This is a genomic window from Vibrio limimangrovi (genome assembly GCF_054064025.1).
On record NZ_JBSUGF010000016.1, the window covers coordinates 21,435 to 48,208 of the forward strand.

23 protein-coding genes are annotated in these 26,774 nt (G+C 45.9%); 9 read left to right on the top strand and 14 right to left on the bottom strand.

Annotation, left to right across the window (positions count from 1 at the left end; translation table 11 throughout):
- Nucleotides 1-114: 114 nt before the first annotated feature.
- Nucleotides 115-1,365, bottom strand: a complete 1,251-nt coding sequence (gene glyA / locus ACWYU8_RS19205; RefSeq protein ID WP_457521368.1) for a serine hydroxymethyltransferase — start codon at nucleotides 1,363-1,365, stop codon at nucleotides 115-117.
- Between the two features lie 344 nt (nucleotides 1,366-1,709).
- Between glyA and ACWYU8_RS19210 the strand changes: the two genes are divergently transcribed.
- Nucleotides 1,710-2,312: a YitT family protein gene (locus ACWYU8_RS19210; protein ID WP_457521369.1), complete on the top strand. Its 603-nt coding sequence runs from the start codon at nucleotides 1,710-1,712 to the stop codon at nucleotides 2,310-2,312.
- A 79-nt stretch (nucleotides 2,313-2,391) separates the two neighbouring features.
- Here ACWYU8_RS19210 and treC read toward each other — a convergent pair whose 3' ends face one another.
- The 4 genes from treC to gmhB form a co-directional block, all read right to left on the bottom strand.
- On the bottom strand, nucleotides 2,392-4,077 hold the full coding sequence (gene treC, locus ACWYU8_RS19215; RefSeq protein WP_457521433.1) for an alpha,alpha-phosphotrehalase: 1,686 nt from the start codon (nucleotides 4,075-4,077) through the stop codon (nucleotides 2,392-2,394).
- Nucleotides 4,078-4,156: 79 nt separating this feature from the next.
- Nucleotides 4,157-5,581 carry a PTS trehalose transporter subunit IIBC gene (treB, locus tag ACWYU8_RS19220; RefSeq protein ID WP_457521370.1) on the bottom strand — a complete coding sequence of 475 codons (1,425 nt, stop codon included), beginning with the start codon at nucleotides 5,579-5,581 and terminating at the stop codon, nucleotides 4,157-4,159.
- A gap of 197 nt (nucleotides 5,582-5,778) precedes the next feature.
- Nucleotides 5,779-6,726 (bottom strand): trehalose operon repressor TreR, encoded by a 948-nt coding sequence (gene treR, locus ACWYU8_RS19225; protein ID WP_457521371.1) that lies wholly within the window; start codon nucleotides 6,724-6,726, stop codon nucleotides 5,779-5,781.
- Nucleotides 6,727-6,827: 101 nt separating this feature from the next.
- A complete protein-coding gene (gene gmhB, locus ACWYU8_RS19230; protein WP_457521372.1) occupies nucleotides 6,828-7,379 on the bottom strand; it encodes a D-glycero-beta-D-manno-heptose 1,7-bisphosphate 7-phosphatase in 552 nt (183 codons plus the stop codon).
- Nucleotides 7,380-7,721: 342 nt separating this feature from the next.
- Here gmhB and metN point away from each other — a divergent pair, with 342 nt between their 5' ends.
- Genes metN through ACWYU8_RS19245 form a run of 3 tightly spaced genes read left to right on the top strand, consistent with a single transcriptional unit; the run spans nucleotide 7,722 to nucleotide 10,257 of the window.
- Complete coding sequence (metN, locus tag ACWYU8_RS19235; protein ID WP_457521373.1) at nucleotides 7,722-8,756, top strand: methionine ABC transporter ATP-binding protein MetN; 1,035 nt, start codon at nucleotides 7,722-7,724, stop codon at nucleotides 8,754-8,756.
- A complete protein-coding gene (locus tag ACWYU8_RS19240) occupies nucleotides 8,746-9,423 on the top strand; it encodes a methionine ABC transporter permease (RefSeq protein ID WP_457521374.1) in 678 nt (225 codons plus the stop codon). Before metN ends, ACWYU8_RS19240 begins: the two co-directional genes overlap by 11 nt.
- A gap of 24 nt (nucleotides 9,424-9,447) precedes the next feature.
- Nucleotides 9,448-10,257 carry a MetQ/NlpA family lipoprotein gene (locus tag ACWYU8_RS19245; RefSeq protein WP_457521375.1) on the top strand — a complete coding sequence of 270 codons (810 nt, stop codon included), beginning with the start codon at nucleotides 9,448-9,450 and terminating at the stop codon, nucleotides 10,255-10,257.
- Nucleotides 10,258-10,379: 122 nt separating this feature from the next.
- Here the strand turns inward: ACWYU8_RS19245 and ACWYU8_RS19250 are convergent, their stop codons facing one another.
- Together ACWYU8_RS19250 and syd are read right to left on the bottom strand one after the other, a co-directional pair.
- A complete protein-coding gene (locus ACWYU8_RS19250; protein WP_457521376.1) occupies nucleotides 10,380-11,156 on the bottom strand; it encodes a Zn-ribbon-containing protein in 777 nt (258 codons plus the stop codon).
- A 2-nt stretch (nucleotides 11,157-11,158) separates the two neighbouring features.
- Nucleotides 11,159-11,704: a SecY-interacting protein gene (gene syd / locus ACWYU8_RS19255; protein WP_457521377.1), complete on the bottom strand. Its 546-nt coding sequence runs from the start codon at nucleotides 11,702-11,704 to the stop codon at nucleotides 11,159-11,161.
- A 155-nt stretch (nucleotides 11,705-11,859) separates the two neighbouring features.
- Between syd and queF the strand changes: the two genes are divergently transcribed.
- The 5 genes from queF (at nucleotide 11,860) to xni (ending at nucleotide 19,213) form a co-directional block, all read left to right on the top strand.
- The gene (queF, locus tag ACWYU8_RS19260; protein WP_457521378.1) at nucleotides 11,860-12,705 is read left to right on the top strand and encodes an NADPH-dependent 7-cyano-7-deazaguanine reductase QueF; all 846 of its coding nucleotides are present in this window, start codon (nucleotides 11,860-11,862) and stop codon (nucleotides 12,703-12,705) included.
- 139 nt (nucleotides 12,706-12,844) lie between these two features.
- Complete coding sequence (locus ACWYU8_RS19265) at nucleotides 12,845-15,127, top strand: tetratricopeptide repeat protein (protein WP_457521379.1); 2,283 nt, start codon at nucleotides 12,845-12,847, stop codon at nucleotides 15,125-15,127.
- Between the two features lie 98 nt (nucleotides 15,128-15,225).
- The gene (locus ACWYU8_RS19270) at nucleotides 15,226-16,791 is read left to right on the top strand and encodes a diguanylate cyclase (protein WP_457521380.1); all 1,566 of its coding nucleotides are present in this window, start codon (nucleotides 15,226-15,228) and stop codon (nucleotides 16,789-16,791) included.
- A gap of 205 nt (nucleotides 16,792-16,996) precedes the next feature.
- Nucleotides 16,997-18,373 (top strand): nucleotide 5'-monophosphate nucleosidase PpnN, encoded by a 1,377-nt coding sequence (gene ppnN, locus ACWYU8_RS19275; RefSeq protein WP_457521381.1) that lies wholly within the window; start codon nucleotides 16,997-16,999, stop codon nucleotides 18,371-18,373.
- Nucleotides 18,374-18,430: 57 nt separating this feature from the next.
- Nucleotides 18,431-19,213, top strand: a complete 783-nt coding sequence (xni, locus tag ACWYU8_RS19280; RefSeq protein WP_457521382.1) for a flap endonuclease Xni — start codon at nucleotides 18,431-18,433, stop codon at nucleotides 19,211-19,213.
- A 288-nt stretch (nucleotides 19,214-19,501) separates the two neighbouring features.
- Here the strand turns inward: xni and rlmM are convergent, their stop codons facing one another.
- From rlmM to pomA, 7 genes are all read right to left on the bottom strand, one after another.
- On the bottom strand, nucleotides 19,502-20,593 hold the full coding sequence (gene rlmM, locus ACWYU8_RS19285) for a 23S rRNA (cytidine(2498)-2'-O)-methyltransferase RlmM (RefSeq protein WP_457521383.1): 1,092 nt from the start codon (nucleotides 20,591-20,593) through the stop codon (nucleotides 19,502-19,504).
- On the bottom strand, nucleotides 20,590-20,988 hold the full coding sequence (locus ACWYU8_RS19290) for a DUF423 domain-containing protein (protein ID WP_457521384.1): 399 nt from the start codon (nucleotides 20,986-20,988) through the stop codon (nucleotides 20,590-20,592). Before ACWYU8_RS19290 ends, rlmM begins: the two co-directional genes overlap by 4 nt.
- Nucleotides 20,978-21,601, bottom strand: a complete 624-nt coding sequence (locus ACWYU8_RS19295) for an alpha/beta family hydrolase (RefSeq protein ID WP_457521385.1) — start codon at nucleotides 21,599-21,601, stop codon at nucleotides 20,978-20,980. Before ACWYU8_RS19295 ends, ACWYU8_RS19290 begins: the two co-directional genes overlap by 11 nt.
- Nucleotides 21,582-22,502 carry a transcriptional regulator GcvA gene (locus ACWYU8_RS19300; protein WP_444494061.1) on the bottom strand — a complete coding sequence of 307 codons (921 nt, stop codon included), beginning with the start codon at nucleotides 22,500-22,502 and terminating at the stop codon, nucleotides 21,582-21,584. Before ACWYU8_RS19300 ends, ACWYU8_RS19295 begins: the two co-directional genes overlap by 20 nt.
- A 694-nt stretch (nucleotides 22,503-23,196) precedes the next feature.
- Nucleotides 23,197-24,645: a tRNA uracil 4-sulfurtransferase ThiI gene (gene thiI / locus ACWYU8_RS19305; RefSeq protein ID WP_457521386.1), complete on the bottom strand. Its 1,449-nt coding sequence runs from the start codon at nucleotides 24,643-24,645 to the stop codon at nucleotides 23,197-23,199.
- A 219-nt stretch (nucleotides 24,646-24,864) separates the two neighbouring features.
- Nucleotides 24,865-25,812, bottom strand: a complete 948-nt coding sequence (locus tag ACWYU8_RS19310) for a flagellar motor protein MotB (protein ID WP_457521387.1) — start codon at nucleotides 25,810-25,812, stop codon at nucleotides 24,865-24,867.
- A 14-nt stretch (nucleotides 25,813-25,826) separates the two neighbouring features.
- Nucleotides 25,827-26,588: a flagellar motor protein PomA gene (pomA, locus tag ACWYU8_RS19315; protein ID WP_457521388.1), complete on the bottom strand. Its 762-nt coding sequence runs from the start codon at nucleotides 26,586-26,588 to the stop codon at nucleotides 25,827-25,829.
- Nucleotides 26,589-26,774 lie beyond the last annotated feature (186 nt).

A 26,774-nucleotide genomic window follows, 5' to 3' on the forward strand; every position in this document is an offset into this window, starting at 1 on the left:
TCAAAATAGATGAGTCGAGTTCTAGGAGAACACACGGAATTTGCGCGAGCAAATGAGTATGTTCGACACCGAAATCGGCTCACTCTATGAAGAAGCTATCGTTTACAAAGCAAATTATGCGTAAACTGGCAGACGCTTACAGATATCTAGCACTTTTTGCTTAGTAGCTTCGATAACTTCTGCGTTGTCGATGTTATCAAGAACATCACACATCCAGTTCGCTAGCTCTTTTGCGTCTTCTACAGTGAAGCCACGACGAGTGATCGCTGGCGTACCAACACGGATACCAGACGTTACGAATGGGCTACGTGGGTCATTTGGTACTGAGTTTTTGTTTACTGTGATGTTCGCTGCACCTAGTGCTGCGTCCGCTTCTTTACCAGTGATGTTCTTGTCGATTAGATCAACCAGGAACAGGTGGTTTTCTGTACCATTAGAAACAATTTTGTAACCGCGCTCTTGGAACTGAGCAACCATTGCTTTCGCGTTTTCAACTACGCGAGCTTGGTATGCTTTAAATTCAGGTTCCATCGCTTCTTTGAACGCTACTGCTTTACCAGCGATAACGTGCATTAGAGGACCACCTTGACCACCAGGGAAGACAGCTGAGTTCAGCTTTTTGTACATCTCTTCGCCAGCGTTAGACAGGATAAGACCACCACGTGGACCTGCTAGTGTTTTGTGCGTTGTTGTTGTTACAACGTGTGCGTATGGTACTGGTGTTGGGTAAACGCCTGCTGCGATAAGACCAGCAACGTGAGCCATATCTACGAAAAGGTAAGCATCAACTTTGTCTGCGATTTCACGCATGCGTTTCCAATCAACGATTTGAGAGTAAGCTGAGAAACCACCGATGATCATCTTAGGCTTGTGCTCAAGCGCTAGCGCTTCCATCTCGTCGTAGTTGATTTGACCAGCTTCGTCGATACCGTAAGGGATAACGTTGTAGTGCTTACCAGAGAAGTTTACTGGTGAACCGTGAGTCAGGTGACCACCGTGCGCCAGGCTCATGCCTAGTACTGTGTCGCCTGGGTTTAGAAGCGCCATGTATACTGCGCTGTTTGCTTGAGAACCTGAGTGAGGCTGTACGTTTGCGTACTCACAACCGAACAGTTCACACGCACGATCGATTGCTAGTTGTTCCGCTTTATCTACGTACTCACAACCGCCGTAGTAACGCTTGCCTGGGTAGCCTTCAGCGTATTTGTTCGTTAGCTGAGAACCTTGAGCTTCCATTACACGTGGGCTTGTGTAGTTTTCAGAAGCGATAAGTTCAATGTGTTCTTCCTGGCGAAGAGTTTCTTCCTGGATAGCTGCGAACAGTTCCGCATCGTAATCTGCGATGTTCATATCACGCTTAAGCATCTGTATCTCCTGACTCAGATTAATACTGAAATTGGCAAAAAAACTGTTTAATGACCGAGCGCAAACGTTTTCGTCACTCTAATGGCGCGCATTCTACATAATTTGATCTGGGTCATAAAGAGAAAATTAAAATTTTTCTCATGCAGTTTTTTCATGATGACCAGTAATAAATATCATGTCGATGTTGCAATCATTTTAACAACGACATTACTGTCAATTTTGTGCTTTACACCCTGTAAAACAGCAATTACATAGGTTTACCGTAAATTTTAGCCTCTAGCTACCGAAAAGATCATCTTTTTACTATCATGCCTGCCTTATTTCTCACCGGCGACTGAAAATTGATGGAAAAACACTCACTAAAAGAAGACTGGGTAGCAATTCTCACGGGTACCTTTTTGGTTGCTCAAGGCGTTTTCTTTCTCCAATCTGCGCAACTCCTTACAGGAGGAACCACGGGATTGGCATTGCTTATTAGCCAATTTACACCTTTTACCTTTGGTGTGCTGTATTTTTTGATTAACACTCCTTTTTATTTGTTAGCCTGGAAACGTTTTGGGCGTCATTTTGCAATCAATAGTGTCATTTCTGGTGCTTTAGTCTCGATTTTTGCCGATCATCTTTATTTACTGATCTCGTTAGAATCAGTAAATGAAATCTACTGTGCGGTTGCAGGCGGATTACTGATGGGATTAGGTATGCTGATCTTGTTCCGCCATCGTTCGAGTCTGGGCGGCTTTAATGTCTTGTGCCTGTTTATCTACGACAAATTCGGCATTTCTGTCGGCAAGAGTCAGATGGCGATTGATGTGTGTATTGTATTGGCGTCGATGTTCTTCGTCTCACCTTGGGTAATCGCGTTGTCAGCCTTAGGGGCGTTTGCGCTTAATCTGGTACTTGCGATGAACCACAAACCACATCGCTATTCCGTGACCTACGGTTCGTAACGAAAAGCTAAATGAAAAAAGGCTTTGGGGAGCATTCCAAAGCCTTTAGTGGGAACAAAAGTCCTAGAGGGGCGTTTTCTTATTCTTCAATCAACAATATTCGCGTTTCATACGGACGCAGTGTCTGATGACGAGAAGCAACCGCACTTGCCGAATTATGGTAGTTGGACAACAAACGCTTGGCTTTAGTCATCTCAAAGTACTCTGGCAATACACATTCTACCTCTTCACCATAGTAGTTATTGATACACAAAAGAGTCTGAGTTTCATTCTGGCGAGCGTAAGCAAAAATACGCGAATGCTCTGGCAGCAAATCTTCATAGCTGCCGTCCGTGATGACTGGGACCTGTTTGCGCAGCTCAATTAAGCGCTTGTAGAAATAAAATACGGAGTTTAAATCTGCTACAGCAGACTCGGCATTGATTTGCGGATAATTCTGCGCGACCTCGAGCCAAGGCGTTCCTTTGGTGAAACCAGCATACGGTTGGCCATTCCATTGCATAGGAGTTCGAGAGTTATCTCGTGATTTCTGAGCCAGAATAGCCATCATTTCCTGATGCGATACCCCGTCGCGATTGACCATAATGTCGTACATGTTAGTACTCTCGACATCACGATACTGACTGATCTCGGTATAACCCGGATTCGTCATGCCAATCTCTTCACCCTGATAAACATAAGGCGTACCCTGCATCATGTGAACAGACGCTGCCAGCATCTTCGCAGACTCTGTGCGGTACTGCTGATCATTACCAAGTCGACTGACCACACGTGGCTGATCGTGGTTACACCAGAACAGTGCTCCCCAGCCTTTACCGTTTAATCCTGTCTGCCAGTGATTAAAGATTTGTTTGAGCTGAAGAAAGTCAAACGGCGCTTTTGTCCACTTTTCGCCATTGGGGTAATCCACTTTTAAGTGGTGGAAGTTAAACACCATAGACAGCTCTTTGCCATCTAAAGACGAATATTGCTGGCAGTGCTCAAGAGTGGTCGAAGACATCTCTCCTACGGTCACACTGCCGTGTTTTTGAAATACCGCGTTACTTATCTCTTGCAGGTACTCATGCACCCGTGGGCCATCGGTATAAAAACGACGACCATCGCCAATATCATCGCTCGGGAAATCTTGCTGCTTGGAAATCAGGTTAATGACATCCAGACGGAATCCGTCCACGCCCTTCTCTGCCCAAAAGTTGATCACGTCTTTAACTTCTTCGCGAACGACCGGATTCTCCCAGTTTAAGTCCGCTTGTTCTTTCGCAAACAGGTGCAAGTAGTACTGACCAGTGGCTTCGTCCAGTTCCCATGCGTTACCGCCAAACTTAGACTGCCAGTTGTTTGGCTCAGCCCCGTTTACAGGATCTTTCCAGATGTAGTAGTCACGATAAGGGCTGTTTTTGTCGCCCAATGCTGACTGGAACCATTTGTGCTCAGTTGAGGTATGGTTGACGACAATGTCCATGATGATTCGGATACCAAGCTGATGAGCCTCCACCAGCAAAGAATCAAAGTCAACCATTGTGCCGAATTCAGGGTTGATCGAGTAGTAATCGGAAATATCGTAACCGTTATCGATCATTGGCGATGCGTAAACCGGTGTCAGCCAAATTGCATCCACACCAAGGTGTTTCAGGTAATCCAGCTTAGAAATGATCCCTTTGATATCTCCGGTGCCTTTGCTGCCACTATCGCAAAAGCTTTTCGGGTAAATTTGGTAGATAGTTGCGGTTTTCCACCAGCTATCAACTTGCTTGGTCATTGTCATTTCTAACACTCACTTACCTATAATTTAAAGAAGGTTGCGATGGCCTACTGGGTGAGTAGCCATCGCTTGTTTAAGCTTATTACGCGCTTGCTGTCTCAAGCTCGCCTTTGGCTTTCGCACGTTTATAAAGAATCAGCGTCAATCCAGCAGGCACCACTATCGCCACTAACATTGCGAGGGCGAACACACCCCAGAACTGTGGCTGGATAGACAAGATACCTGGCAAACCGCCAACACCAATGCCGTTTGCCATTACGCCAGCACTGCCACACACAGCGGCTGCACATGCACTACCAATCATTGCGCTCAGCATTGGGAATTTGTATTTAAGGTTGATACCGTACATCGCAGGTTCAGTAACACCGAGATAAGCGGAGATAGCGGCTGGAACGGAGATTTCACGCTCATCTTGCTTTTTGCTGATGATAATGATGCCTATAACGGCCGATGCCTGAGCAATGTTTGAAAGTGCAATCAAAGGCCAGATTGGTGTACCACCAAGCTCTTGCATCAGTTGGAGGTCCACGGCGTTGGTGGTGTGGTGAATCCCCGTGATAACTAACGGCGCGTATAGGAACCCGAAAATTGTTGAGCCAATGATGGCAAAATCACCAGTCATGGCAGCTTTAGCGGCGAATGCCACGCCATTACCCAGCATGCGTCCAAATGGACCGATGATAGAGTGCGCAAGAATCACCGAAACAATGATGGATACAAACGGTACGATAACCAGATACAGGTAAGATGGTGTGATGCGTTTTAGGTATTTCTCAATATACGCCAGTACCACACCCGCGAGCATGGCAGGAATCACCTGCGCCTGATACCCTACTTTTTCAATCACAAACCAACCGAAATCCCACACTTCCGGTGCTTGTTTACCGATCAAATAGGCGTTCATCAACTGTGGAGAGACCAGCGTCACACCCAATGTGATACCGAGAATCGGCGTCCCACCAAGCTTTTTCACCGTTGACCAACAGACTCCTACTGGGAGGAAGAAGAAGATCGCTTCGCCAATCAGCCATAAGAATGAATGCACCGTCGCCCAGAACTGGCTGATTTCCGTCAGCGTTTGGCCATCAAACATCTTGATGTCGCCAATCACGTTACGGAAACCAAGAATCAGACCGCCGGTGATAATGGCTGGTAACAGAGGAACGAAGATTTCTGCAAGGTGAGAGATGCCACGTTCAACGATATTCATGTTCTGACGCGCCGCATTTTTTGATTCATCTTTGCTGGCTTCGCTTTTACCAGTTATCTCGATCAGTACCTTATAAACCTCATCAACTTCAGTGCCGATAACGACTTGGAACTGCCCTGCATTGGTAAAACAGCCTTTAACTATTGGCAGTGCTTCTAACTGCTTTATATCAGCCTGCTCCGTCTTATTCAGCACAAAACGTAAACGAGTTAAGCAGTGGCTCACACTAGCAATGTTGTCAGAGCCCCCGACCAACTCAATAAGACGCTGTACATCTTTACGCGCAATCTTACTCATAACTTTGCCCACCCTGTATTGGATATGTTTAACTTTTCATTGTATTTATTATTAATGGGAACATTCCCATGAAGTGGTTTTATATTGCCACCTGAAGATAAAAAACAAAATGGGAACAGTCCCATTAATTGAAAAGGATCACAAACTAAGTCTAGGGCAGAATATCCGTTATGCGACTACAGCATATGAACAAGTCACTACTGACTAACGGGCTTCTGGGTAAAGTGAAGTAAAGAAGCATTGCCGTTCAACTGATTAATCAGCATGTTAGAGGCTTTTTTACCGGCATGAGCATAGCCGGGATCAACGCTGAATACTTTTGGGAAAAGAAAGGAGAGAAGTTCATTACCACCAACACCGGTGACCACCACATCTTCGCGGCCCAGTTCTTGTAAACGCTTGATAACGCCCAGAGCAAGTGTATCACTGGCACAAACAATAGCTTGAGTGTCCTCTTGCAATACTTGCTCTGCCAACTGGTAAGCACTCTCATGGCTAAGCGCTCCGGTCTTAAAACAAGGCGGGATATTTCTGCTCTGGCACCACAATAGGTAAGCATTCAAACGCGCGAATCCCGTTGTTCTGTCGTCAGAGTCCACGCCAATATAAGCAATTCGAGAAAGCGATTGTTGCTCTAAATGGGACAGGGCCATATCAATCACACCCTCGTTATCGTAATTGATAGACGAAACGTCACTCGTATCCATGGCGATCACCACAATGCGATTGCCCCACTCCGCGAGTGCTTGTTCATCACAGCCGGTAAAACCAAACACAATTACACCATCGACATTACGCCTTCTGAGCACTTCTAAATGCTCAATGGTTTTTTCACGATCGAACTGACTTTCCATGATCACTACGTCATACCCAGCAGAATATAACTCTTTGAGCATAGTGCCCACGGCCTGATTTTCTGATGGAGAATCCAAACGAGAAATAATCACGCCCACCACCTTTTGACTGCCACCTCGCATCGACTGAGCAGACTTGGAAGGTACATAGCCTGAATCACGAATGATATTTTCAACCTTCTTACGCGTTTCTGGCTTTACTTTCGGATCGTTAGTGAGCACACGGCTAACCGTCGACTTGCCAACGCCAGCCAATTTTGCGATATCAAGAATGGTGAGTTTTTTGCTCATAGGTGATCAAACTCAAGTAGGTAGAAATTTAGGTAATTGAACTTTAACAACAAATAGAGAAAAGGGAAGCCAGTGCTTCCCTTTATAATAGACAGACAATGCTATTTATTTAAATAAGCTGGGACGTCGGCAATACTATCCAGCACCACAGTCGCCAGTGCTTCACCTTGCTCTGTAATTGGTTTGCCAGTACGCACTAGAATCTTGGTTCCTACGCCAGCGGCTTCTGCTGCCATCATATCTTCGGCTTTATCACCGACCATTACCGACTTTTCCATATCGATCTTCAGGAAATCGCGTGCAGAAATGAACATGCCTGGTTTTGGTTTGCGGCAATCGCAATCTTGTTTGTATTCACCGACACCATGCTCTGGATGATGCGGACAGTAATAGAAGCCATCGAACTCAACGCCGTGGTCGACAAAATTCCAGTCCATCCACTGAGTCAGGGACAAGAAACGGTCTTCACTGAATTTACCGCGTGCAATACCTGACTGGTTAGTAACGAGCACCAATAAGTACCCCTGGTCCTTCAGCGCTTTCGTCGCCTCAAACACACCGTCAATGTACTCAAAATCATGTTCGTCATGAACGTAACCATGATCAACGTTAATCACGCCATCACGATCGATAAAAACAGCTGGTTTTGCCAAAACGTATTTCTCTATTAACTCGGTTTAAGCAGATTATTACATACCTTATAAGCTTCAACACTATCTATTTGGATTGACATCGCGACAAAATAAGACGCGACATCTCAAGAATCGTTGAATATTGGGGGCTGAAATATCATGCGTAAAAATACAGGTCTAATATAATCAGGTTTCTATATCAGAGCGCTTGCACATTTAGACGTCTAGACGTAAAAATATCTATTGACTTAAATCAACTTACCCCATAGCATCAACTGTAAATTGAGATAGAGCTCAACATTAAGTTCTGTCAAAAGCCGTTTTTGACAACGAAGTTACCCATATCTCTATGCAGGTTGAAACATGATAGAAATACAAAACGTCAATAAAATGTTCTACCAAGGCAATAAAGAAATACTTGCCCTGAAAGACATTAACCTACATATCGCCAAGGGCACCATTTTTGGGGTGATCGGCTCTTCAGGTGCTGGTAAAAGTACTCTGATCCGCTGTGTGAACATGCTAGAAGCACCGACTTCTGGCTCAATCATCGTAGATGGCGTTGACCTGACTAAATTAAGTAAATCACAACTGGTAGAAACACGTCGTAACATCGGCATGATCTTCCAGCACTTTAACCTGCTGTCGTCTCGTACCGTGTTTGATAACGTGGCACTGCCTCTTGAACTTGCAGGTAAAGATAGCTCGCATATCAATGCAAAAGTAACCGAACTGCTTAAATTAGTCGGCTTGGAAGACAAACACGAAAGCTACCCTGCGAATTTAAGTGGCGGTCAAAAACAGCGTGTGGCAATTGCCCGTGCACTGGCATCCGATCCAAGCGTTCTGCTGTGTGATGAGGCCACCAGCGCACTCGATCCAGCAACCACTCAATCGATTCTTGAGCTATTAAAAAAGATCAACCGTAAGCTCGACATTACTATTTTGTTGATCACGCATGAAATGGAAGTGGTAAAAAGCATCTGTCACGAAGTGGCGATCATCGGCGGTGGTGAACTGGTTGAGAAAGGCACCGTTGGTGAAATTTTCGCTCACCCTAAAACAGAATTGGCGCACGAATTTATTCGCTCGACATTGGATCTTTCGATTCCAGAAGATTATCAAGCCCGACTTCAATCAAATCGTGTTGAAGGCAGCTACCCTCTGGTCCGTATGGAATTCACTGGCGCGACGGTTGATGCTCCTCTGATGTCTCAGATTTCACGTAAATACAATATTGATGTGAGCATCCTAAGTTCAGACCTTGACTACGCTGGCGGCGTGAAGTTCGGCATGATGGTCGCAGAACTGTTTGGTAATGAAGAAGATGATAACGCAGCCATCGAATATCTGCGTGAGCATAACGTGAAAGTAGAGGTACTTGGCTATGTCCTTTAATACTGTATCTGAATGGCTGAGCCTGAATAGCTCTCTTCTACTAGGGGCGACTTGGGAAACCTTATACATGGTAGCGGTTGCGGGCATTGTAGGCTTCGCCATCGGTATCCCATTGGGTGTCGTTTTACACACGACCAAAAAAGGTGGCCTGTTAGAGAATACTAAGCTCAACAGCATTCTGGGTGCCGTTGTTAACGTTGGCCGTTCCGTACCTTTCCTAGTACTGATGGTTGCAATTATCCCAGTAACAAAAATTTTGGTTGGTACCTTTATCGGCACAACCGCAGCAATCGTACCACTCACCATTGGCGCAATCCCTTTTGTTGCTCGCCTAATCGAAGGTGCCTTGCTTGAAGTACCAACAGGTCTGGTGGAAGCGGCACAATCTATGGGCGCTACACCTGTACAAATCATTACAAAAGTTCTGCTGCCTGAGGCAATGCCGACTATTGTTAACTCAGTAACGATTACACTAGTGACGCTAGTTAGCTACTCAGCGATGGCAGGTACCGTTGGTGGTGGTGGCCTTGGTGACGTTGCTATTCGATACGGTTTTCACCGCTACGATGTGACCATCATGGCTGTAACCGTGGTAATGCTGATTGTTCTGGTACAAATTATTCAATCTATTGGCGACGCAGTGGTACGCCGTGTAGATCACCGATAAGCAATAAATTATAAGGAGATACAGATGAAATTTAGCCTTAAAGGTCTTTTGACTGTCGTAACAGCAGCTTCTGCTCTTGCACTTACTGGTTGTGGTGAAAAAGAAGTTGATGTTAGCAAAGTAAAAGTCGGCGTTATTGCTGGCGCTGAAGCACAAGTTGCTGAAGTTGCAGCGAAAATTGCAAAAGAGAAATACAACCTAGATGTTGAGCTGGTTACTTTTACTGATTACGTAACACCAAACGCAGCACTAGACGACGGTTCTGTTGATGCAAACGCATTCCAGCACAAACCATATCTGGATCAGCAAATCCAAGACCGTGGCTACAAACTGGCGATCGCTGGTAACACCTTCGTTTACCCAATTGCTGGTTACTCAAAGCAAATTAAATCTGTTGACGAAATCCCAGATGGCGCACGTATCGCAGTACCAAACGATCCAACGAACCTAGGTCGTTCACTGCTTCTTCTGCAACAACAAGGTTTGATTGAGCTACGTGAAGGCGTTGGTCTGCTTGGAACAGTACGTGACGTCGTAGGCAACCCTAAAAACATCGAAATCATTGAGCTTGAAGCACCACAACTTCCTCGTTCACTGGATGACGTAACGCTGTCTATCATCAACACAACATACGCAAGTTCTATCGATCTCTCTCCAGAGCGTGACGGTGTATTTGTTGAAGACAAAGAATCTCCATACGTAAACCTAATCGTAGCGCGTGAAGACAACGTTAACGCTGAAAACGTACAAAACTTCGTGAAAGCTTACCAAACTGAAGAAGTTTACGAAGCAGCAAAAGAGCTTTTCAAAGGCGGCGTTGTAAAAGGTTGGTAATCAATACAGGCCGTAGTAGATAACTCTGCTGATATACGCACAAACAAAAGGGCTGATGTGAAAACATCAGCCCTTTTACTATTATTCAGTAAGTTAAAAAGACAGTAACTTAAACAAAAGCCTTACTTAAGATGATCCCAGGATATATTCGAGACAATTCGGCAGTCATCGCACTTAAAGTAGAAGATGTCATGCAATGGTTCTTCTAATAGCCACTCCCCTTCACACTTCGGGCACTTACGCGCTTTTTCACTCTCAAGAGACTGACCGCCCACACGATACTGATAGTAGTAAGTCGGAATTTTAGTGATGTATTCAATACGTCCACGCAAATCCCAGCCTCGACGGAACAACACGCTGTCAACGTCACAGATTTCGTGCAGTGCGGCGTGCTCAGCACGGCATCCGCCCGCCATTTGGATTTCATCGCAGGCTTGCCATTCTGTTTGCCACTTAATGACCGCTTTGTGGTCACCGTTCAATGTTGGTTCATTGCGGTACAGAGGGATTGGCAACAACGTTTCACCGCTACGCAGAGGTGAGCAGGTATGCACGTAAGTGGTGTAAAGCACTTGCCAGCTCGGTGTTGCTTCTTCCGCGGCTTGCTCAGAATTCAGATCACGACCAAGCATACGCATTTTGGGGGCGAGTAAGGATGCGTCCGATAACCGATTCATGCACACTTTGACAAAATCAGAATGGTAACGCGGATGCAAACTGTCTTGCTCAGGGCAAACCACACGAACAAAAAACTCACCATCTCCCATCACAATCGGAAACTCACGACCCAGTACCTGACCGTTATAGCGCAGCGCATCCATCAGACCATTGATGGCCTTATCTACTGCACTGATAGTGGTGTTATCAAAGCACTCAAACTGTAACTCAACAACGTACATGCTTACACCGCTGCCTCTAGGTTGGTCAGAAACTCACTCACATTATCTGCAAGCACATCACGCTGAGACGTCCCCAGACGTTCAAGAATCACGTTACCAGTTAAGTTACAAATCGAGATCACATCCAGCTCTGCGTCGGTCGCGGCAATAAATACCGTTGGCTTGAGCTTAAGACGACGCTGAGTCACCAGATGACCAAGAATGTTTTCTTGCAGACGTTCAAAATCGTCATCGCTCCATACCTGCAGCAGTGTCAGTTCATTTCCCTTCCAGGTGGCGTCCATGTCTGCACTGTATTGCGAACCATAGAAAGCTTTAATGTCATCGTGCAACTTCAACTCAATCGCATTTTCTACATTAGTAAAATCCGCCATTTCTTCACGTGGGAAAGATTTCCATAGTACAGCCCCATCACGTTTCTCTTCGACACATGGAGATACAAGATCCGCAAGCTCTTCGCTGCGAGGCAAGTCATTGTGTTTAGTTTGCCAGGCTTGTTGGTAGCGCAGGCTGAAGTCTTGTAACGCCTGAGTAACGGGTTGGGTCATGAATATCTCCTCATTCCTTAGTTGTCAGATAGCAGATTGGTTCGAAAGCGAGATTGTTAGGTAGCAGGTTTGTTAGAAAGCAAGTCTGCCGGATAGCAATTAATCAGCGGATTCAGTAAAATTCTTGTCATTCTAATCGAAAATGACCACAAAGTATGAGCAAATATTCTGACTCGAAAGAGCTTGCTGGCCTGACTCTGGGCAAAAAGACCGAGTACGCTAACCAATACGACGCAAGTCTGCTGCAGCCGGTTCCTCGTAGCCTGAACCGTGATGACCTTGAACTGGGTGAAACCCTGCCGTTCCTTGGCCATGACATTTGGACGTTATATGAACTGTCGTGGCTCAATAGCAAAGGCTTGCCACAAGTTGCCGTTGGAGAAGTATATATTCCGGCAACCAGTGCCAACCTGATTGAGTCAAAGTCATTTAAGCTATACCTGAACAGTTACAACCAAACCCGTTTTACGAACTGGGAAGAAGTGACAGAGCGTTTAGTACAGGATCTTTCAGCTTGTGCTGGTGAACAAATCATCGTTGAAGTAAACCCGGTAACGCATTACACCGATAAGCCTATCGTCACGATGCAAGGCGAGTGTATCGACGATCAAGATATTGAAATCAACAGTTACGACTTTGATGCAACGCTTCTTCAAGGTGCTGCTGGTGAAGAACAAATTGAAGAGACACTGCACAGCCACTTGCTAAAATCAAACTGTTTGATCACCAACCAGCCTGACTGGGGTAGCGTCGAAATCCGCTATCAGGGTGCGAAGATTGATCGAGAAAAACTGCTGCGTTATCTGGTTTCATTCCGAGAACATAACGAATTCCATGAACAGTGTGTGGAGCGTATTTTCACTGACCTGATGAAATATTGCCAACCAACCAAGCTAACCGTGTTTGCTCGTTACACGCGTCGTGGCGGTTTGGACATCAACCCTTATCGTTCGACAGAGCAAGACAAGCCAGAGCACAACCATCGTATGGCTCGTCAGTAATTATTTAGTAGCAGAGACACGTTCAGCAATCTATTGGATTGCTGAACTTTTTATCGGCCAAGCATGATATTATACCTAAGCATCTCAAGGTAACTTGGGGATATCAGCTAAATCTAAACCAGTTCGAGGGAACGAAAGGATGTTTTGGGACAGATCGCGTCTATTCAGATTATTAGGCTTTTTCTGCTTGTTATTAGCACAGCCACTTCACGCGACCATTTTATCTTCCGCTTTGCTCAATGAAGCCCAACAACTGGCCGAAATCGACCCATCGAAAGCGAGGCAGGCTGCGACAAACTACCTGATGCAGCGAGAGCTGATTGAGCGCAGTGAAAGCGATAGCCCTTCGGCAATGTCTCGCGAAGAAACTGACCGCAGTATCCGCACACCCAGCAGTACGATAGAAGCCTTTAAAATCATTGCCCAGGCAAACTACACGATGGGCGATGTAAGCGCGGCAATTAAAAATCTCAATGAAGCACAAGTTTTAGCCAAAAAGTACGAGTTGCCTTACCTGAATTTGGATGTAAAGCTTATTCGCAACCAAATGATATGGATGGGCAATAAAAACTACGCCGCAGCGGAAGAAAACCTGAATCAGATTGAAAAAGAACTGGACCAAGCAGATGCCGTATTGCAACGAACAGATAGTATCCGCTATCGATTGATCATGCAGCGCGCCTTATTAGAATCTTATCGTGGTGACACGGTAAGCGCTGAACGCTTTTATACACAAGCGAAAGCAATGCTGGAAATAAACCGCTCCGACTTAACGCTGATCGATTACTACACCACAGTCGGAGAGTTTTACCTTAACGATAAAAAGTACAACCTGGCACTTTCAGAGCTTTTGTACGGTTACTGGCAGTCGATTGAAAGTGACAGTGGAGCCAGACTGGCGAAAGTAAATCGTTTACTGGCCAGGCTGTTTCAGGAGCGACGCGTATACGACAAAGCCATGGAGTACTTGTCGCAGGCTGCAGATTTTTATGATGCGTATCCAAACTCACCAATCTTAGCTGACGTGCTCGAACAAATGGGCGACGTTTACTTTTATCAAGGCAAATTTAATCTCGCTTTGGTCCACTACTTCAACGTGTTGGACCACGAGAGCACGAGTAAAAGCATTAATCGCATGATTCAGATTCGCTTGAGCCTTGCCGCAACGTATCTGCAGCTTTTTAACTACGCGCTTGCCGAGCAATACTTAGACAGCTCCACCGAGCTGTTGGAATATGCTGATCTACCGGAATTAAAAGCGAAGGCCGCCCTTCTTCAATCCGGGCTTGCTTACCACCAGAACGACAGTGCAAGCGTGATTAAAAATGCGACAAAAGCACTCACGTTCATCGAGTCATCACCAGAACAAAACAATTTTATCAGGCAACAGTCTTACCGTTATCTCGGACTAGGTTACGAGCAGGCGGGTGAATATCAACGCTCTTTGGAAGCGCATAAGCAATATACCCGCCTTGTGAAACTGGAGCAGGTACAGCTAAACCAAATCAGCGAAGACGCTTTCCGCCAACAAAAAGAGTTCGCAGAGCAGACAATCCATTATGTGGGATTGACCGATCGCCTAACTCAAGTGGAACGGGAGCATCGTAAATTCCAGAAAATCTCCTTTGCGTTGTTCATTACCGTACTGGTCATGTTTCTGTTCATCATGCGCCGTGGTGTCATCATTCAACGCCAAACAACCGAGATCGAAAAGTTGCGTAATGATTTATTTACCCACTCACGCTCGCGATTAAACAACTTGCGTATGCTTAATGTAAAACTATCCCGATCTCTGAAGAAATCGAGCGATACCTTCGAACAATGGCAGTTGGGCGAGTTAATCCACGAACCGCTTAATGACCGTTTGCGCTTTGTGATGATAGACCTGCCTTTTCTACGCAGCATGTATGTTCAGAACGGCTATAAAGCCGGGCTAGAGTTAGAGCGCGCATTTGGTGAATTCCTGGCAGAAAAAGTCCACAAGCCAGCGCGTTTGTATCACTTCTCTGACGCGAATTTGCTTTATATCGAACCAAATGCAGATCGAGATTCATCGGCGGAATTAATGTTTGATAAGTTCCAAACCTGGGTAGATGAATTCGCGAGACAGCATAATGTGAGTCGTACCGTCCGTATGGGGATCAGTGATTACCCGTTCTTACCAAGAGCATACACGGCAATAAATGATGCAGAGTTACTGGATCTGTTGCTGCTTGCTACTCATATCGCGCGCGAAATCAGTCTGAAAGATAAGCAAAGCCACTGGGTATTCCTGAAAGCGATAGACAATGCGCCCGCAGCCAGCTTTGCTACGGGTGATATCAGAAAGGCGTGCCAACACGCTATCAATCAAGGATTAATCAAGATTCACTCTTCATATAAGAATGAGGATGACATCAAGAAAATATTAAAAAATGGATAATTAACTGGCTCTTAGAATTAATAACAGATGACGCTATAAGGATTTTTGTTATTATCAGGTGATTGTCAATCGTACTTGGATTTAAACACAGTCGTTTCATGGGAATCTTGGAATCCGATATTCAGGCGCAGCTTCATCAGCTAAGTTGTCAACTTGATCAGCTCAAGCTGACACACCGTGATAGCTCGCTGAAATTTAAGCGCGAACAACAAGTACTCAAACGCGTTGTGGCATCGTTGTCTGCAGCTTGTTATGGATGCGATTCGCAATTATCCCGCTCCCTGCATGAAGTTCAGCAAGAGCTGCAACATCAATCTGACATCAGTGCTTTAATCCCGCGTTTAGCGGTGCTGGAGAGAATGCTCAAACAGCAGGCTAAAACGTCGGAAAAACAGAGTGCACACTTGTCCACGCAAGCCAAACGAAGCGGGGAAACATTACAGCGTGTGACCGGATTACCGCCCCAACTCAAGCGAGAATTACGAGATCTGCTGAGCTTTTCTGAAGTTCACTCGGAAACAACCATCGCGCAAGCGACCAAACTGCTCAGCATTTACGACCGAGCGCTAAAAATCATCACCGCGAATTCCCGCTTACATCTTACCAAATTCGATAATCATCCAGATAAGTCTCAGATCGACTGCCTGACTAGCGACTTGCAGCACACGATTACCGAGCTGGATTTTGTTGGTGAATTCGGAGAAAAACTGCTTGATGTCAGAACCAAGCTGCTCTTAGGAGTGAATGTAGAGTCTTTGATTGAGCTGACATTAACCACACTAAAATTCGTGGTTGAAGCGACAAAATCCGAGCGAGAAGCATCAAGTCAGTTCCTGGATCAGTTAAATACAGCGATTGCAAGTAACATAAAAACCGTTCATCAAAACGCAGAACAACATCAAACTTACTTTGAGCACCGCCAAGAGCTGAATACTGAAATGAACACGTTGGTTGAACAGAGCCAACGGTCTTTGAGTCAGGCTCAGGACCTGTCCGAGCTGAAGAAGGAAATGTCACCGCTGCTTGCGCAAATGGCCTCATTGACCGAGCGTTTGCAAATGTTCGAGTCACGAGAGCAAGCACTGCAAGAGCGTATGAATTACAGTAAAAATCAACTGGATGATGTATTTGAGACGACTAAAGACTATCGCCGTCGCCTCGAAGACCAAGCGCAGCGTATGTTGCTTGATCCACTGACAAAGGTCTACAACCGCACGGCGTTTAATGACCGTCTGGAACTGGAATATCGTCGTTGGATCCGCTCACAGCGAAATCTGCGTCTGGTGATGTTTGATGTTGATAACTTCAAGTCAGTGAACGACAGTTATGGCTATACGGCGGGTGACAAAGCGTTGAATATCATTGCCCGTACCATCAGCAAACGGGCGTCAGATTTAGAAACTGTGGCTCGATTCGGTGGTGAGGAATTCATCTTACTGATCCCAGAACAAGCGGAAGAGTACACGCTGGAGTTGATGAAAGGTATCCAGCGAGAGATCGGCCAATTGCCATTTAAGTTCCGTGAGAAAAGTATCATGATTACACTGACTGCAGTATCGACTTCATTCAGAGAATCCGACACGCCAGAACACGTTCTTAGTCGTCTTGGGAAGATGTTACAAGATACGAAAAAACTCGGTACGAGCCAGCTCAACTGGAGTTAATTTGTTCAAAAAACGAGCAAACAAACAGGTTTCATCCTTTTATCCTGCTTATATTCACCAATTTTCAACAAGTTATCACATTTATCCTTTTGTAGTCTGCTAAGCTTCTATTATCCAACCTACCAGTCACCTACCTCAAACAACACGTATAAACCAAAAGGTGATGTAGTACTTTCCCTCATAATAACCACAACAAGGAGGCGTTATGATTACCCATATAAGCCCCGCTGGTAGCATGGAGTTGCTATCACAACTGGAAGTTGAGCGTTTAAAGAAAACCGCTTCGAGCGACCTTTACCAGCTTTATCGTAACTGTACGTTAGCGGTCTTAAACTCTGGCAGCCACACGGACAATTCAAAAGAGCTGTTAGACCGCTACCAATCGTTCGATGTGGATGTGCTTCGCCGTGAGCGCGGCATCAAATTAGAACTGACTGATCCGCCAGAACATGCCTTTGTCGACGGAGAAATCATTAAGGGGATACAAGAACACCTATTTTCAGTGCTACGCGATATCGTGTATGTGAACATGCATCTGGCCGATAGCCAGCGTCTGAATCTGACCAATCCTACTCATATTACCAATCTGGTTTTTGGCATATTGCGTAACGCTGGCGCACTAACGCCGGGTATCACCCCCAATCTGGTGGTTTGCTGGGGTGGTCACTCTATTAATGCGACCGAATATCAATATACCAGAGAAGTTGGTAACGAACTCGGTTTGCGCGAGCTTAACATTTGCACTGGTTGCGGTCCCGGAGCAATGGAAGGCCCGATGAAAGGAGCGGCAATTGGCCATGCAAAACAGCGATATACTGAGCAACGTTACCTTGGCCTAACAGAGCCATCAATCATCGCTGCTGAGCCGCCAAACCCTATCGTAAATGAGTTGGTTATCATGCCAGACATAGAAAAACGTCTGGAAGCATTTGTCCGTATGGCGCATGGCATTGTGATATTCCCGGGTGGCCCGGGTACCGCCGAGGAGCTGCTTTATGTTCTGGGCATTATGATGCACCCAGAAAATGCGGATCAGCCGATGCCGATTGTTTTGACGGGTCCAAAAGAGAGTGAGGCCTATTTCCAGTCTATCGACGAATTTATTCGCGATACACTCGGCGAAGAGGGTCGAAAACATTATCAGATCGTGATTGATAACCCGGCAGAAGTAGCCCGGATAATGAAACGCTCGATGGATGATGTTCGTACGCACCGTAAAGAAAAAGGCGATGCATACAGCTTTAACTGGTCACTCAAAATCGATCCTCAATTTCAGCTGCCATTTACACCCAACCACGATTCGATGGAACAACTGGATCTGCACTTTGGTCAGGAGCCCCAAGTGTTGGCAGCCAACTTACGTCAGGCATTCTCTGGCATCGTCGCCGGCAATGTTAAGGCTGAGGGCATCCGCGAAATCGAATGCAGAGGCCCATTCACCATTCATGGCGATCCAGTTTTGATGAAAAAGCTCGATAAAGTGCTTCAGGACTTTGTTGAGCAGCACCGAATGAAACTCCCTGATGGTTCCGCGTATGAACCTTGTTACCGAATCGCTCATCCTGAAAATGATGGTCGATAGTCAGGCTAGCATTCGTTACACTAGGGGCATTACGCCCCTTTTTATTGCTAAGTCATTATGTCTATTCATCTTGTTATTATTGATGCCCTAAACCTAATCCGTCGAGTGCACTCCGCTCAGCCGGATCCTAGCGACATAGCAAGAACCATCACCACCACACAAAGAACCCTGACTCGCATCCTGTCAGAGTCTCAACCAACCCATATCATTGCGGTATTTGATCATCATGAACAAGACCGAGGTTGGCGAGCGAAAATACTTCCCGACTACAAACAGAATCGTAAACCTATGCCAGAGCCATTGATGCAAGGTCTCGATGCGATTCAGCAAGCCTGGTGGGAACAGGGTATTGATTCATTACTGTCGGAAGGTGATGAGGCCGATGATCTGGTCGCAACACTGGCCACCAAAGTCGCTGGTCACGGCGAAAAGGTCACCATAGTTTCGACCGACAAAGGGTACTGCCAACTGCTCTCACCTACGCTGCAAATTCGTGACTACTTCCAGCATCGCTGGCTGGATGAGCCCTTTATTGACAAAGAGTTTGGGGTTAAGCCGAATCAGCTGGCTGATTACTGGGGACTGGCAGGTATCAGCTCCAGTCAGGTGCCTGGTGTACCGGGCATTGGTCCTAAAGCAGCGAAAGAGATCCTTACCCAATTTGAAGATATTGAAGCCGCTTACGTCAGCGATGAACTCGCACCTAAGTATCGTAAAAAGCTGGACGAACATATCGAATCAGCTCGTTTATGTAAGCAAGTCGCCGCCCTTAAATGCGATATCGAGCTTGGTTTCAACCTACAAGACATTCGCTTTACTGGGCCAAATAAAGTGGAGTAACAAACATCATGTAACAAAAAGTACCTATTCGAAGAGAATAGGATTCTATAGATTGAAAGTGTTCACTGTACACTCATCACCGTCATTCCAGCGAGCCTTAGCGAGACTAGGAATCTAATATCAGCATGCGGTGAAGTATTAGGAACGACCTTAGCGACAAAGCGCTCGGAGAGTAGATTCTGAATCACGCTCGTGCCTCGCTGTTCAGAATGACGAGGTGGCATGGCCATGCTGCTCGATAAGAAAGCTGCATGGCCAGTTCAAAAGGCGCTTTTTGATCCTAGAAGATTAGTGCGGAGAGATGTTTGACAGACACTGAATGTGAATCGTGATCTCTTCACGGTCGTGGTAAAGGTGCTTCGCTTGCAGCTTAAACTTCACTTTGTTCTCAATCAGGAAGGTTTTTAAGTTCTCAAGATCTTGCAAAACCTCGTCGTAACGACCTTTCATCGGCAGTTTTAAGTTAAAGATGGCCTCTTTCGCCCAACCTTTAAGAAGCCACTGTCCCATCAGGTGTGCAACACGCGCTGGTTTCTCGACCATGTCACACACAATCCAGGTGACATTCTTACGGTCTGGTTCAAACTTGAAGCCATCCACCATATGGTGCTTGATCTGGCCAGTTTCCATCAGGCTGTCTGCCATCATGCCGTTATCTACACAGTGAACGAACATCGAGCGCTTCACCAGTTGGTAAGTCCAGCCACCCGGACACGCCCCCAGATCGACACCCCACATGCCAGGCGCAAGACGCTCGTCCCACTCTTCACGTGGAATAAATACGTGAAACGCTTCTTCAAGTTTCAGTGTTGAACGGCTTGGAGCATCTGCCGGGAACTTCAGACGAGGGATCCCCATGAAGAACTGCGAGTTATTACCCGGGAATGAGTAACCCACGTAACAATGACCCGGTGCGACAAAACAGATATGCAGTACTGGCTTCTTCGCGTTGTCTTTATCCCACATCAGGCCTTTACCACGCAGAGCCTGACGCATTGGCACGGTAAATTTACGGCAAAACTTGAGTAACTCTTTTGCTTCATTCGTATCTGGCGTTTCAATACGCAGATCACCACAACGAGGGAAGTCTTCGACTTCAGACAACGCCTCAAGAATTGGACTGATACGATCTTCGCTTGGCAAAGATTCACACTCAGCCGCAACAGCAAACATTTGGCGTGCAAAGATCAACGAGCTGAAGTCCAGACCTTTAACCAGTTTGTCTGCGTCTCCATCCTGGTAACACTCGAAGACAACATAACCTGAGTTTTTCTTCACTCGCGGGAAGCCATACACTTCCAACTGTGTCGCTTTGTCCTGAATTTCACCAGCACACTCTTTCTCAAAGCCTGAACGGCAATAGAGCATTAGTTGTTTCACTTGGAGACCTCTTTGATATTAAACGCAGCAAAAAAGAACAGACACCAACCGATCATGAACATCAACCCTCCCATAGGAGTGATTGGTCCAAACCACTTAATACCCGTCAGCGCCAGCGCGTATAGACTGCCACTAAAACAAAAGATGCCGATGATAAAGCAAATCGCAGCGATGAAAAAATACTTTTGTGCTTTTTGTCCCAAATTCATCACCAGTAGAATTGCACAAAATGCGATCGCTAAAGTATGGATGAACTGGTACAAAACTCCGGTTTCAAATACATCAAGGAGATACGGCGCTAACTTCGCTTTTAAACCATGAGCAGCAAACGCTCCCAACGCCACAGAAACCAGACCGGACAATCCCGTAAAAGAGAGTAACCACTTACTTTTCACTATTAATCTCCTCAATAAAGCCAGCTAAGTGTTCAACAGCCAGTGCAATGTTTTCCGCTTCCGTGTAACCAGAGCGCTTGCGTGGTTGAAAACTATGGTCGCCATCTGGAATAAAAGTCACCGTAACCTGATCCGATAAAGTGAAGTTTTCAAACTCTTCTCGCTTTCCAAAGGTATCCCGCTCGCCTTGAAGAATCAGCGTTGGTTTCTCAAGCGTTGCCAGATGTTCACCTTTGTATTTTTCTGGCTTACCGGGTGGGTGAAACGGATAGCCTAAACAGGCGATTCCCGCCACCAGCTCGTTATCGGCTAACAAACTCGACATCCGGCCACCCATTGATTTACCACCAATAACAATCGGTTTATCAGTAAAGTGAGTGATTACTTCGCTATAAGCTTCAAGCAATTTAGGCGCACGATCTGGCGGACGCTTTTTACCATCTTCGCCACGTTTCATCATATAAGGGAAATTAAAACGCACCACTCGAGTCCCCTTATCAACCAACCCTTTAGCGACGGCAGACATGAAGTCATGCTCCATGCCTGCCCCTGCACCGTGTGCAAAAATAAACAATGGACCGTTCTCAGGCCCCTCAACTATCCACTGGCTCATCTAATACTTCCTCTTGTTCTTTTCTTGCCGTTGCCAGCATCCAGTCTCTGAATGTCGCGATGCGTCCCATATCCGCTTGCTGCTCATGACACACAACGTAAAACGCATTTTTAGAGATCAATACCTCATCAAATGGCGCGATAAGGCGTCCTGCTTCCATTTCAGGCTGAGCTAACACGTTATTACCTAATGCCACGCCTTGCCCGTGCACTGCCGCCTGCAGAACCATCGTCGAGTGGCTGAATATCGGACCATGATTCACATTAATACCTTCGATGTTGTAGTGACGAGTAAACTGCTTCCAGTCTTTACGAGAAGTATCATGTAACAAAGTGTGTAATCTGAGGTCGTTTAGGGACTCCAGCGGCTTACTCCCTAAAAGTAGCGAAGGGGAGCAAAGTGGGATCAAAAACTCTTGATACAATTTGTCTGCACGCAAACCCGGCCAATTGCCGCGGCCATAATAGATAGCGACATCCACATCATCAGTCAGAGAGCCCTCTTCCATATCCACAGCTTTAATTCGCACATCAATATCTGGCTCCTGAGCATTAAAGTCAGCCAGACGTGGGACTAGCCACTGTATCGCAAAACTGGGCGGCAAGCTGATGGTCAATGCACCTTTTTCACTACGTTCCAATACCTTATCAGTTGCTTCCGCAATTGAAGTAAAGATGTCTTTAATGTCTAAAAAGTAACTTTGCCCTTCTTCGGTCAATAACAAAGAGCGGTTGCGACGACGGAACAACTTAAGCGATAAAAACTCTTCCAGCGCTTTGATCTGGTGACTGACTGCGGCTTGAGTAACAAACAGTTCTTCCGCTGCGCGAGTAAAACTAAGGTGACGTGCTGCAGCTTCAAATACTCGAAGAGAATTTAAAGGAGGCAATCTGCGAGACATAGGGGACCTCAAATAGGATTAGTTTTTTTTATCTGAAACATTATAAAATGTCCATTGTCGAACAGCCAGATAAATTCTATATTTCACCCCGCAACACGAGCCTGAACGGCTTGATTTCCTTTAGAAATCAATTGGCTTCGTTGTTGCGATGTTGTGTTTGCAAACTCGTTTTTCGAGTTAGGTAGATTTCTACCGTGATGTTTTGTCTACAATCCCTGAGGCAAAACAAATACTTCCTGTATTTATTTTTGACCTGTCTGTCAAATTTCTTACACCGCCTTTTTTGGGCGGTGTTTTTTTATCTACCGAAAACAATCCTAGCAAAATAACACTCCATATCAAGATTCAATTACAGTGATTTTTGCCACCATTTCATATTCCAACCTTTGAATATATAACAACACAAAACCAGAATTTCTCGACAAAAGCACACTCTGATTTCAAGCAACACGAGAGCGAGAGACATAAATTCATATTCATATGTCCTACAATCAACTCAAACTTACTTATGGAATCGGTCTCACTACTCTGGCGCATTTCGGATTAATTATCGTTATATCAACGCAAGCCAAAAAGACTGGGAGATTCTCCAATATAGCCAGCCAATTTGAACAAATGTCGGCGAATCGAGATATAAAAAAAGCGCAAACTGATCGCTCAGTTTGCGCTTCTCTATGGTTGATTCACCAGATAATTAAGGGCGGTAAACCTTAACGTTGTTAAAGCCTTGCTCTTGCAGGTAAAGTGCTTGCAGACGGCTCATGACACCACGGTCACAGTACAGTAGGTAAGTTTTAGATTGGTCTAAGTCACCGAACTGAGTGCCAAGCTTGTAGAAAGGAATGTGTTTTACATCAACACCATCAATTTCTAGCGGCTTATCGTCTTCCTCTTCAGGACTGCGGATATCAAGAACGATCGCATGTTCTTCGACGGCTTGAACTTGCTCAACTTCAGGCGCTGCTTTCTCGGACTCTTTCGCGATATCACGAATATCCATGACGCGTGCTTCTCTCACGACATTTTCCAGAATGCCGAAATCGAACTTCTGTTCTTCCGCTTCTAGCTTCGCTTTCACTGCTTTTACTGTTGGCTTCTTAGAAATAACACCACAGTATTCAGGCATGGTTTTAGCGAAGTCTTCCGTACCGATTTCACGTGCAAGATTGATGATATCTTCTTTGTCCCAGTTAATCAGTGGACGGAGGATAAGTGTATCTGTCACATTATCGATATGACGAAGGTTTGTTAGCGTCTGGCTGGAAACCTGACCCAGAGCCTCACCAGTAACCAAAGCTTCAATCTTGAACTTCTCAGCGACCATACCTGCTGCACGCATAAACATACGTTTCAGGATTACACCCATCTGGCCGTCATCCACTTTCTCAAGGATTTCTGCCACGACAGGTTCAAAATCGACCGAGATAAAGCGTACTTTTGCTGAAGAACCGTATTTATTCCATAGGTAGTAAGAAACCTGTTTAACACCGATTTCGTGCGCAGGACCACCTAAGTTAAAGAAGCAGTAATGTACTTTTGAACCACGCTTAATATGCAGGTAGCTTGATACACCAGAGTCAAAACCACCAGAGATCAGGCTAAGCAGATCTTCTTGGGTACCCAGAGGGAAACCGCCCAGACCTTTGTGACGCGCCAGAATCTGGTTTAGCTTGTCATCCGAAACTTCGACTTTTACTGTCACATCTGGGTTTTGCAGTTTCACACTTGCGCTTTCTACTGCCTGATTCAGACCACCGCCTACATAGCGTTCAAGCTCGATCGAGGTAAAGTCATGCTTACCTCGACGCTTGGCTCGTACCACGAAGGTTTTGTTTTCAATCAGTGGACCGTTGAGTTCCAGCACTTGCTCATAGATGTCGTGCAAGTCTTTAAACCCAGACTGCTTCACTTCAAGCACGTGGTGAATACCAGGGGTGTGCGTCAGGATTTCTAACACTTCAGCGTAATATTTGTCGCTCTCAGAGGTCACTTCTATGTGATCACGACGGTTAAATACCGCAACGGATTCCGTACGGCTCTTAACGATGTTACGAATGTTACACTCTAAAATCTTTGTGAAGCGCTTACGCACCGATTCACTTTTTACAAAAATTTCTGGATGGGGCTTTACAATAAATTTCATAGTCTAATTCGCAGGTTAGTTTCGCAATCAACAAAGAGTGATGCTCAACCTCAATGCTTCATACGCAGTAAAACCGCGTTCTGGTCACAAAAGATTGTCTGAGCTCACTTCAAAGGCGCAAGATTATACACCCAAGCCGATTAGAAAGACAAAAAAAGCGAGCTCTCGATCACTTTTTATCGCTCATGATCATTCAAAACTCGCTGTTATTGCTCTCCGTTATTGAATCACAGGCACCTCATCACTGTAGAGCGGCTCACCCTGCATAATGCTGATTTCGATACGGCGATTCAGAGCACGATTATTATCTGAATCGTTAGGCCCCAACGGCTCAGTATCGGCCATTCCCCTAACTCGCAAACGCTGATGAGAAAACCCTCTGACCTTCTCCATCTCTTGCGCGACGGACACCGCTCGCTGAGAAGAGAGATCCCAGTTTGATCGATACAATTCTGAGTCCAGCACCTGGTTATCGGTATGTCCCGACACGCGTACAATGCCCGGCACATCTTTCACAAGCTCTGCAATCTGCCGCACTAATGGGCGGAATTTAGGCTGCAAAAATGCGGACCCTTCCGGAAATGCGCCTTTCTCACGCATACGAATAACAATCTGCTGGCCTAGATTTTCGACGTCAATGGCACCTTGCTCAATTTCCCGCTCCAGCGCTTTCTTGATGCTCTCCATCAAGGTGTCCATCTCTTGTGACATCTGTTGAGATTGCTGCTGTTGTAGGTCAGATTGCGTTGCCTGACTGGTGTGAGCCGATGTCTCCGGTGACTGACCACCGGTCAATTTACCTTGGTCTCTCTTGGTACCACCAGCACGATCGGATTCACCTTCGTGAAACTCCAGCGTCTGCTGTGTGATGTCCATGGTCTGCTGCATAATCACATCAATCGGCGTTGGCTCAGGGCGACCTGGTCTGAACTCCTGTGCGATGATACTGGTGCCTTTCGGAATATCTTTTACTTCAAGCTGACTCTGTACACCAAAGGCGTATTTCATTGAGCCCGCGATCTGTCTGAATTTGAGCACATCCATCTCTGAGAACGAGAGCAACAGGACAAAGAAACACATCAACAATGACATTAAGTCAGCGAAAGTACCCATCCACAATGGGAGGCCAGGCGGCGGACAATTGCAGTTGTTTCCATCATCATCCATCTCAACTCTCCCGACTACTCATCCATCTCAAGGGCACGCTTGCCTTCATTGAGATAGTTTTTCAGGAAACTGTCTATCACTCTCGGATTCTGACCGTCCTGAATCGCAAGAACCCCGTCCATAATCAAACGGCGGTTAAGCGCTTCCTGATCTCGGCGTAAGGAGAGCTTGTCGGCGATTGGGAAAAACACCATGTTCGACAGAATCGCCCCATAAAGTGTAGTTAAGAGCGCAACCGCCATGGCCGGGCCGATGGATTTTGGGTCATCCATATTAGAAAGCATCGCGACCAAACCAACTAAGGTGCCAATCATCCCCATCGCGGGTGCAACATCGCCAAACGCGCGGAAAACCCCTGTCCCCTGGGAGTGTCGTTCACTCGTCAGTGCAATGTCTTTTTGCAGTGCTGAACGGACGACATCAGCATCGTGCCCATCCACGAGTAAGTCGATACCTTTTTGCATGAAGCTGTTATTAATTTCCATCTCTTCTAATGCCAGAAAACCACCTTTACGTGCGGCATCTGCCATTTCTACTACTTTCGCGATCAAGTCTTCCGGCTGGTCCGCTTTAAACATAAATGCTTTGCCCGCGATTTTTGTCGCACCGAAGAACTGTCCCATCGTAAACTTCATCAACACGACAAAAATTGAGCCACCGACAACGATAAGGATCGAGGTGACATCGACGAACATGCCGATGCTGCCACCTAGCACCATCGCCATCACGACGAAAGCCATACCACCGATCAAACCTACTAGGGTTGCTAAATCCACAAAGCACTCCTCTCGCTCTATTTAACGATTGCCTGTTTAGGCGAATTACTCACTGTATCGACAACCTGCAGAGAACTTTTAGCAAAATCTTAGCTAGCCGATCACAAATTAATACCCGCAACCTTTAGTAAAATGAGCACTTTCACCGCCAAGACACATTTAGAGCCAATTTTGTGACAATTATGT

Bases quoted from the DNA above. Each gene is read 5' to 3' on its own strand.
- ACWYU8_RS19270 (WP_457521380.1), top strand. From the start codon at position 15,226: ATGGGAATCTTGGAATCCGATATTCAGGCGCAGCTTCATCAGCTAAGT.
- ppnN (WP_457521381.1), top strand. From the start codon at position 16,997: ATGATTACCCATATAAGCCCCGCTGGTAGCATGGAGTTGCTATCACAA.
- treC (WP_457521433.1), bottom strand. From the start codon at position 4,077: ATGACAATGACCAAGCAAGTTGATAGCTGGTGGAAAACCGCAACTATC.
- metN (WP_457521373.1), top strand. From the start codon at position 7,722: ATGATAGAAATACAAAACGTCAATAAAATGTTCTACCAAGGCAATAAA.
- treB (WP_457521370.1), bottom strand. From the start codon at position 5,581: ATGAGTAAGATTGCGCGTAAAGATGTACAGCGTCTTATTGAGTTGGTC.
- xni (WP_457521382.1), top strand. From the start codon at position 18,431: ATGTCTATTCATCTTGTTATTATTGATGCCCTAAACCTAATCCGTCGA.
- ACWYU8_RS19240 (WP_457521374.1), top strand. From the start codon at position 8,746: ATGTCCTTTAATACTGTATCTGAATGGCTGAGCCTGAATAGCTCTCTT.
- ACWYU8_RS19295 (WP_457521385.1), bottom strand. From the start codon at position 21,601: ATGAGCCAGTGGATAGTTGAGGGGCCTGAGAACGGTCCATTGTTTATT.
- glyA (WP_457521368.1), bottom strand. From the start codon at position 1,365: ATGCTTAAGCGTGATATGAACATCGCAGATTACGATGCGGAACTGTTC.
- treR (WP_457521371.1), bottom strand. From the start codon at position 6,726: ATGAGCAAAAAACTCACCATTCTTGATATCGCAAAATTGGCTGGCGTT.
- syd (WP_457521377.1), bottom strand. From the start codon at position 11,704: ATGACCCAACCCGTTACTCAGGCGTTACAAGACTTCAGCCTGCGCTAC.
- ACWYU8_RS19250 (WP_457521376.1), bottom strand. From the start codon at position 11,156: ATGTACGTTGTTGAGTTACAGTTTGAGTGCTTTGATAACACCACTATC.
- ACWYU8_RS19210 (WP_457521369.1), top strand. From the start codon at position 1,710: ATGGAAAAACACTCACTAAAAGAAGACTGGGTAGCAATTCTCACGGGT.
- thiI (WP_457521386.1), bottom strand. From the start codon at position 24,645: ATGAAATTTATTGTAAAGCCCCATCCAGAAATTTTTGTAAAAAGTGAA.
- ACWYU8_RS19310 (WP_457521387.1), bottom strand. From the start codon at position 25,812: ATGGATGATGATGGAAACAACTGCAATTGTCCGCCGCCTGGCCTCCCA.
- ACWYU8_RS19245 (WP_457521375.1), top strand. From the start codon at position 9,448: ATGAAATTTAGCCTTAAAGGTCTTTTGACTGTCGTAACAGCAGCTTCT.
- ACWYU8_RS19300 (WP_444494061.1), bottom strand. From the start codon at position 22,502: ATGTCTCGCAGATTGCCTCCTTTAAATTCTCTTCGAGTATTTGAAGCT.
- queF (WP_457521378.1), top strand. From the start codon at position 11,860: ATGAGCAAATATTCTGACTCGAAAGAGCTTGCTGGCCTGACTCTGGGC.
- ACWYU8_RS19265 (WP_457521379.1), top strand. From the start codon at position 12,845: ATGTTTTGGGACAGATCGCGTCTATTCAGATTATTAGGCTTTTTCTGC.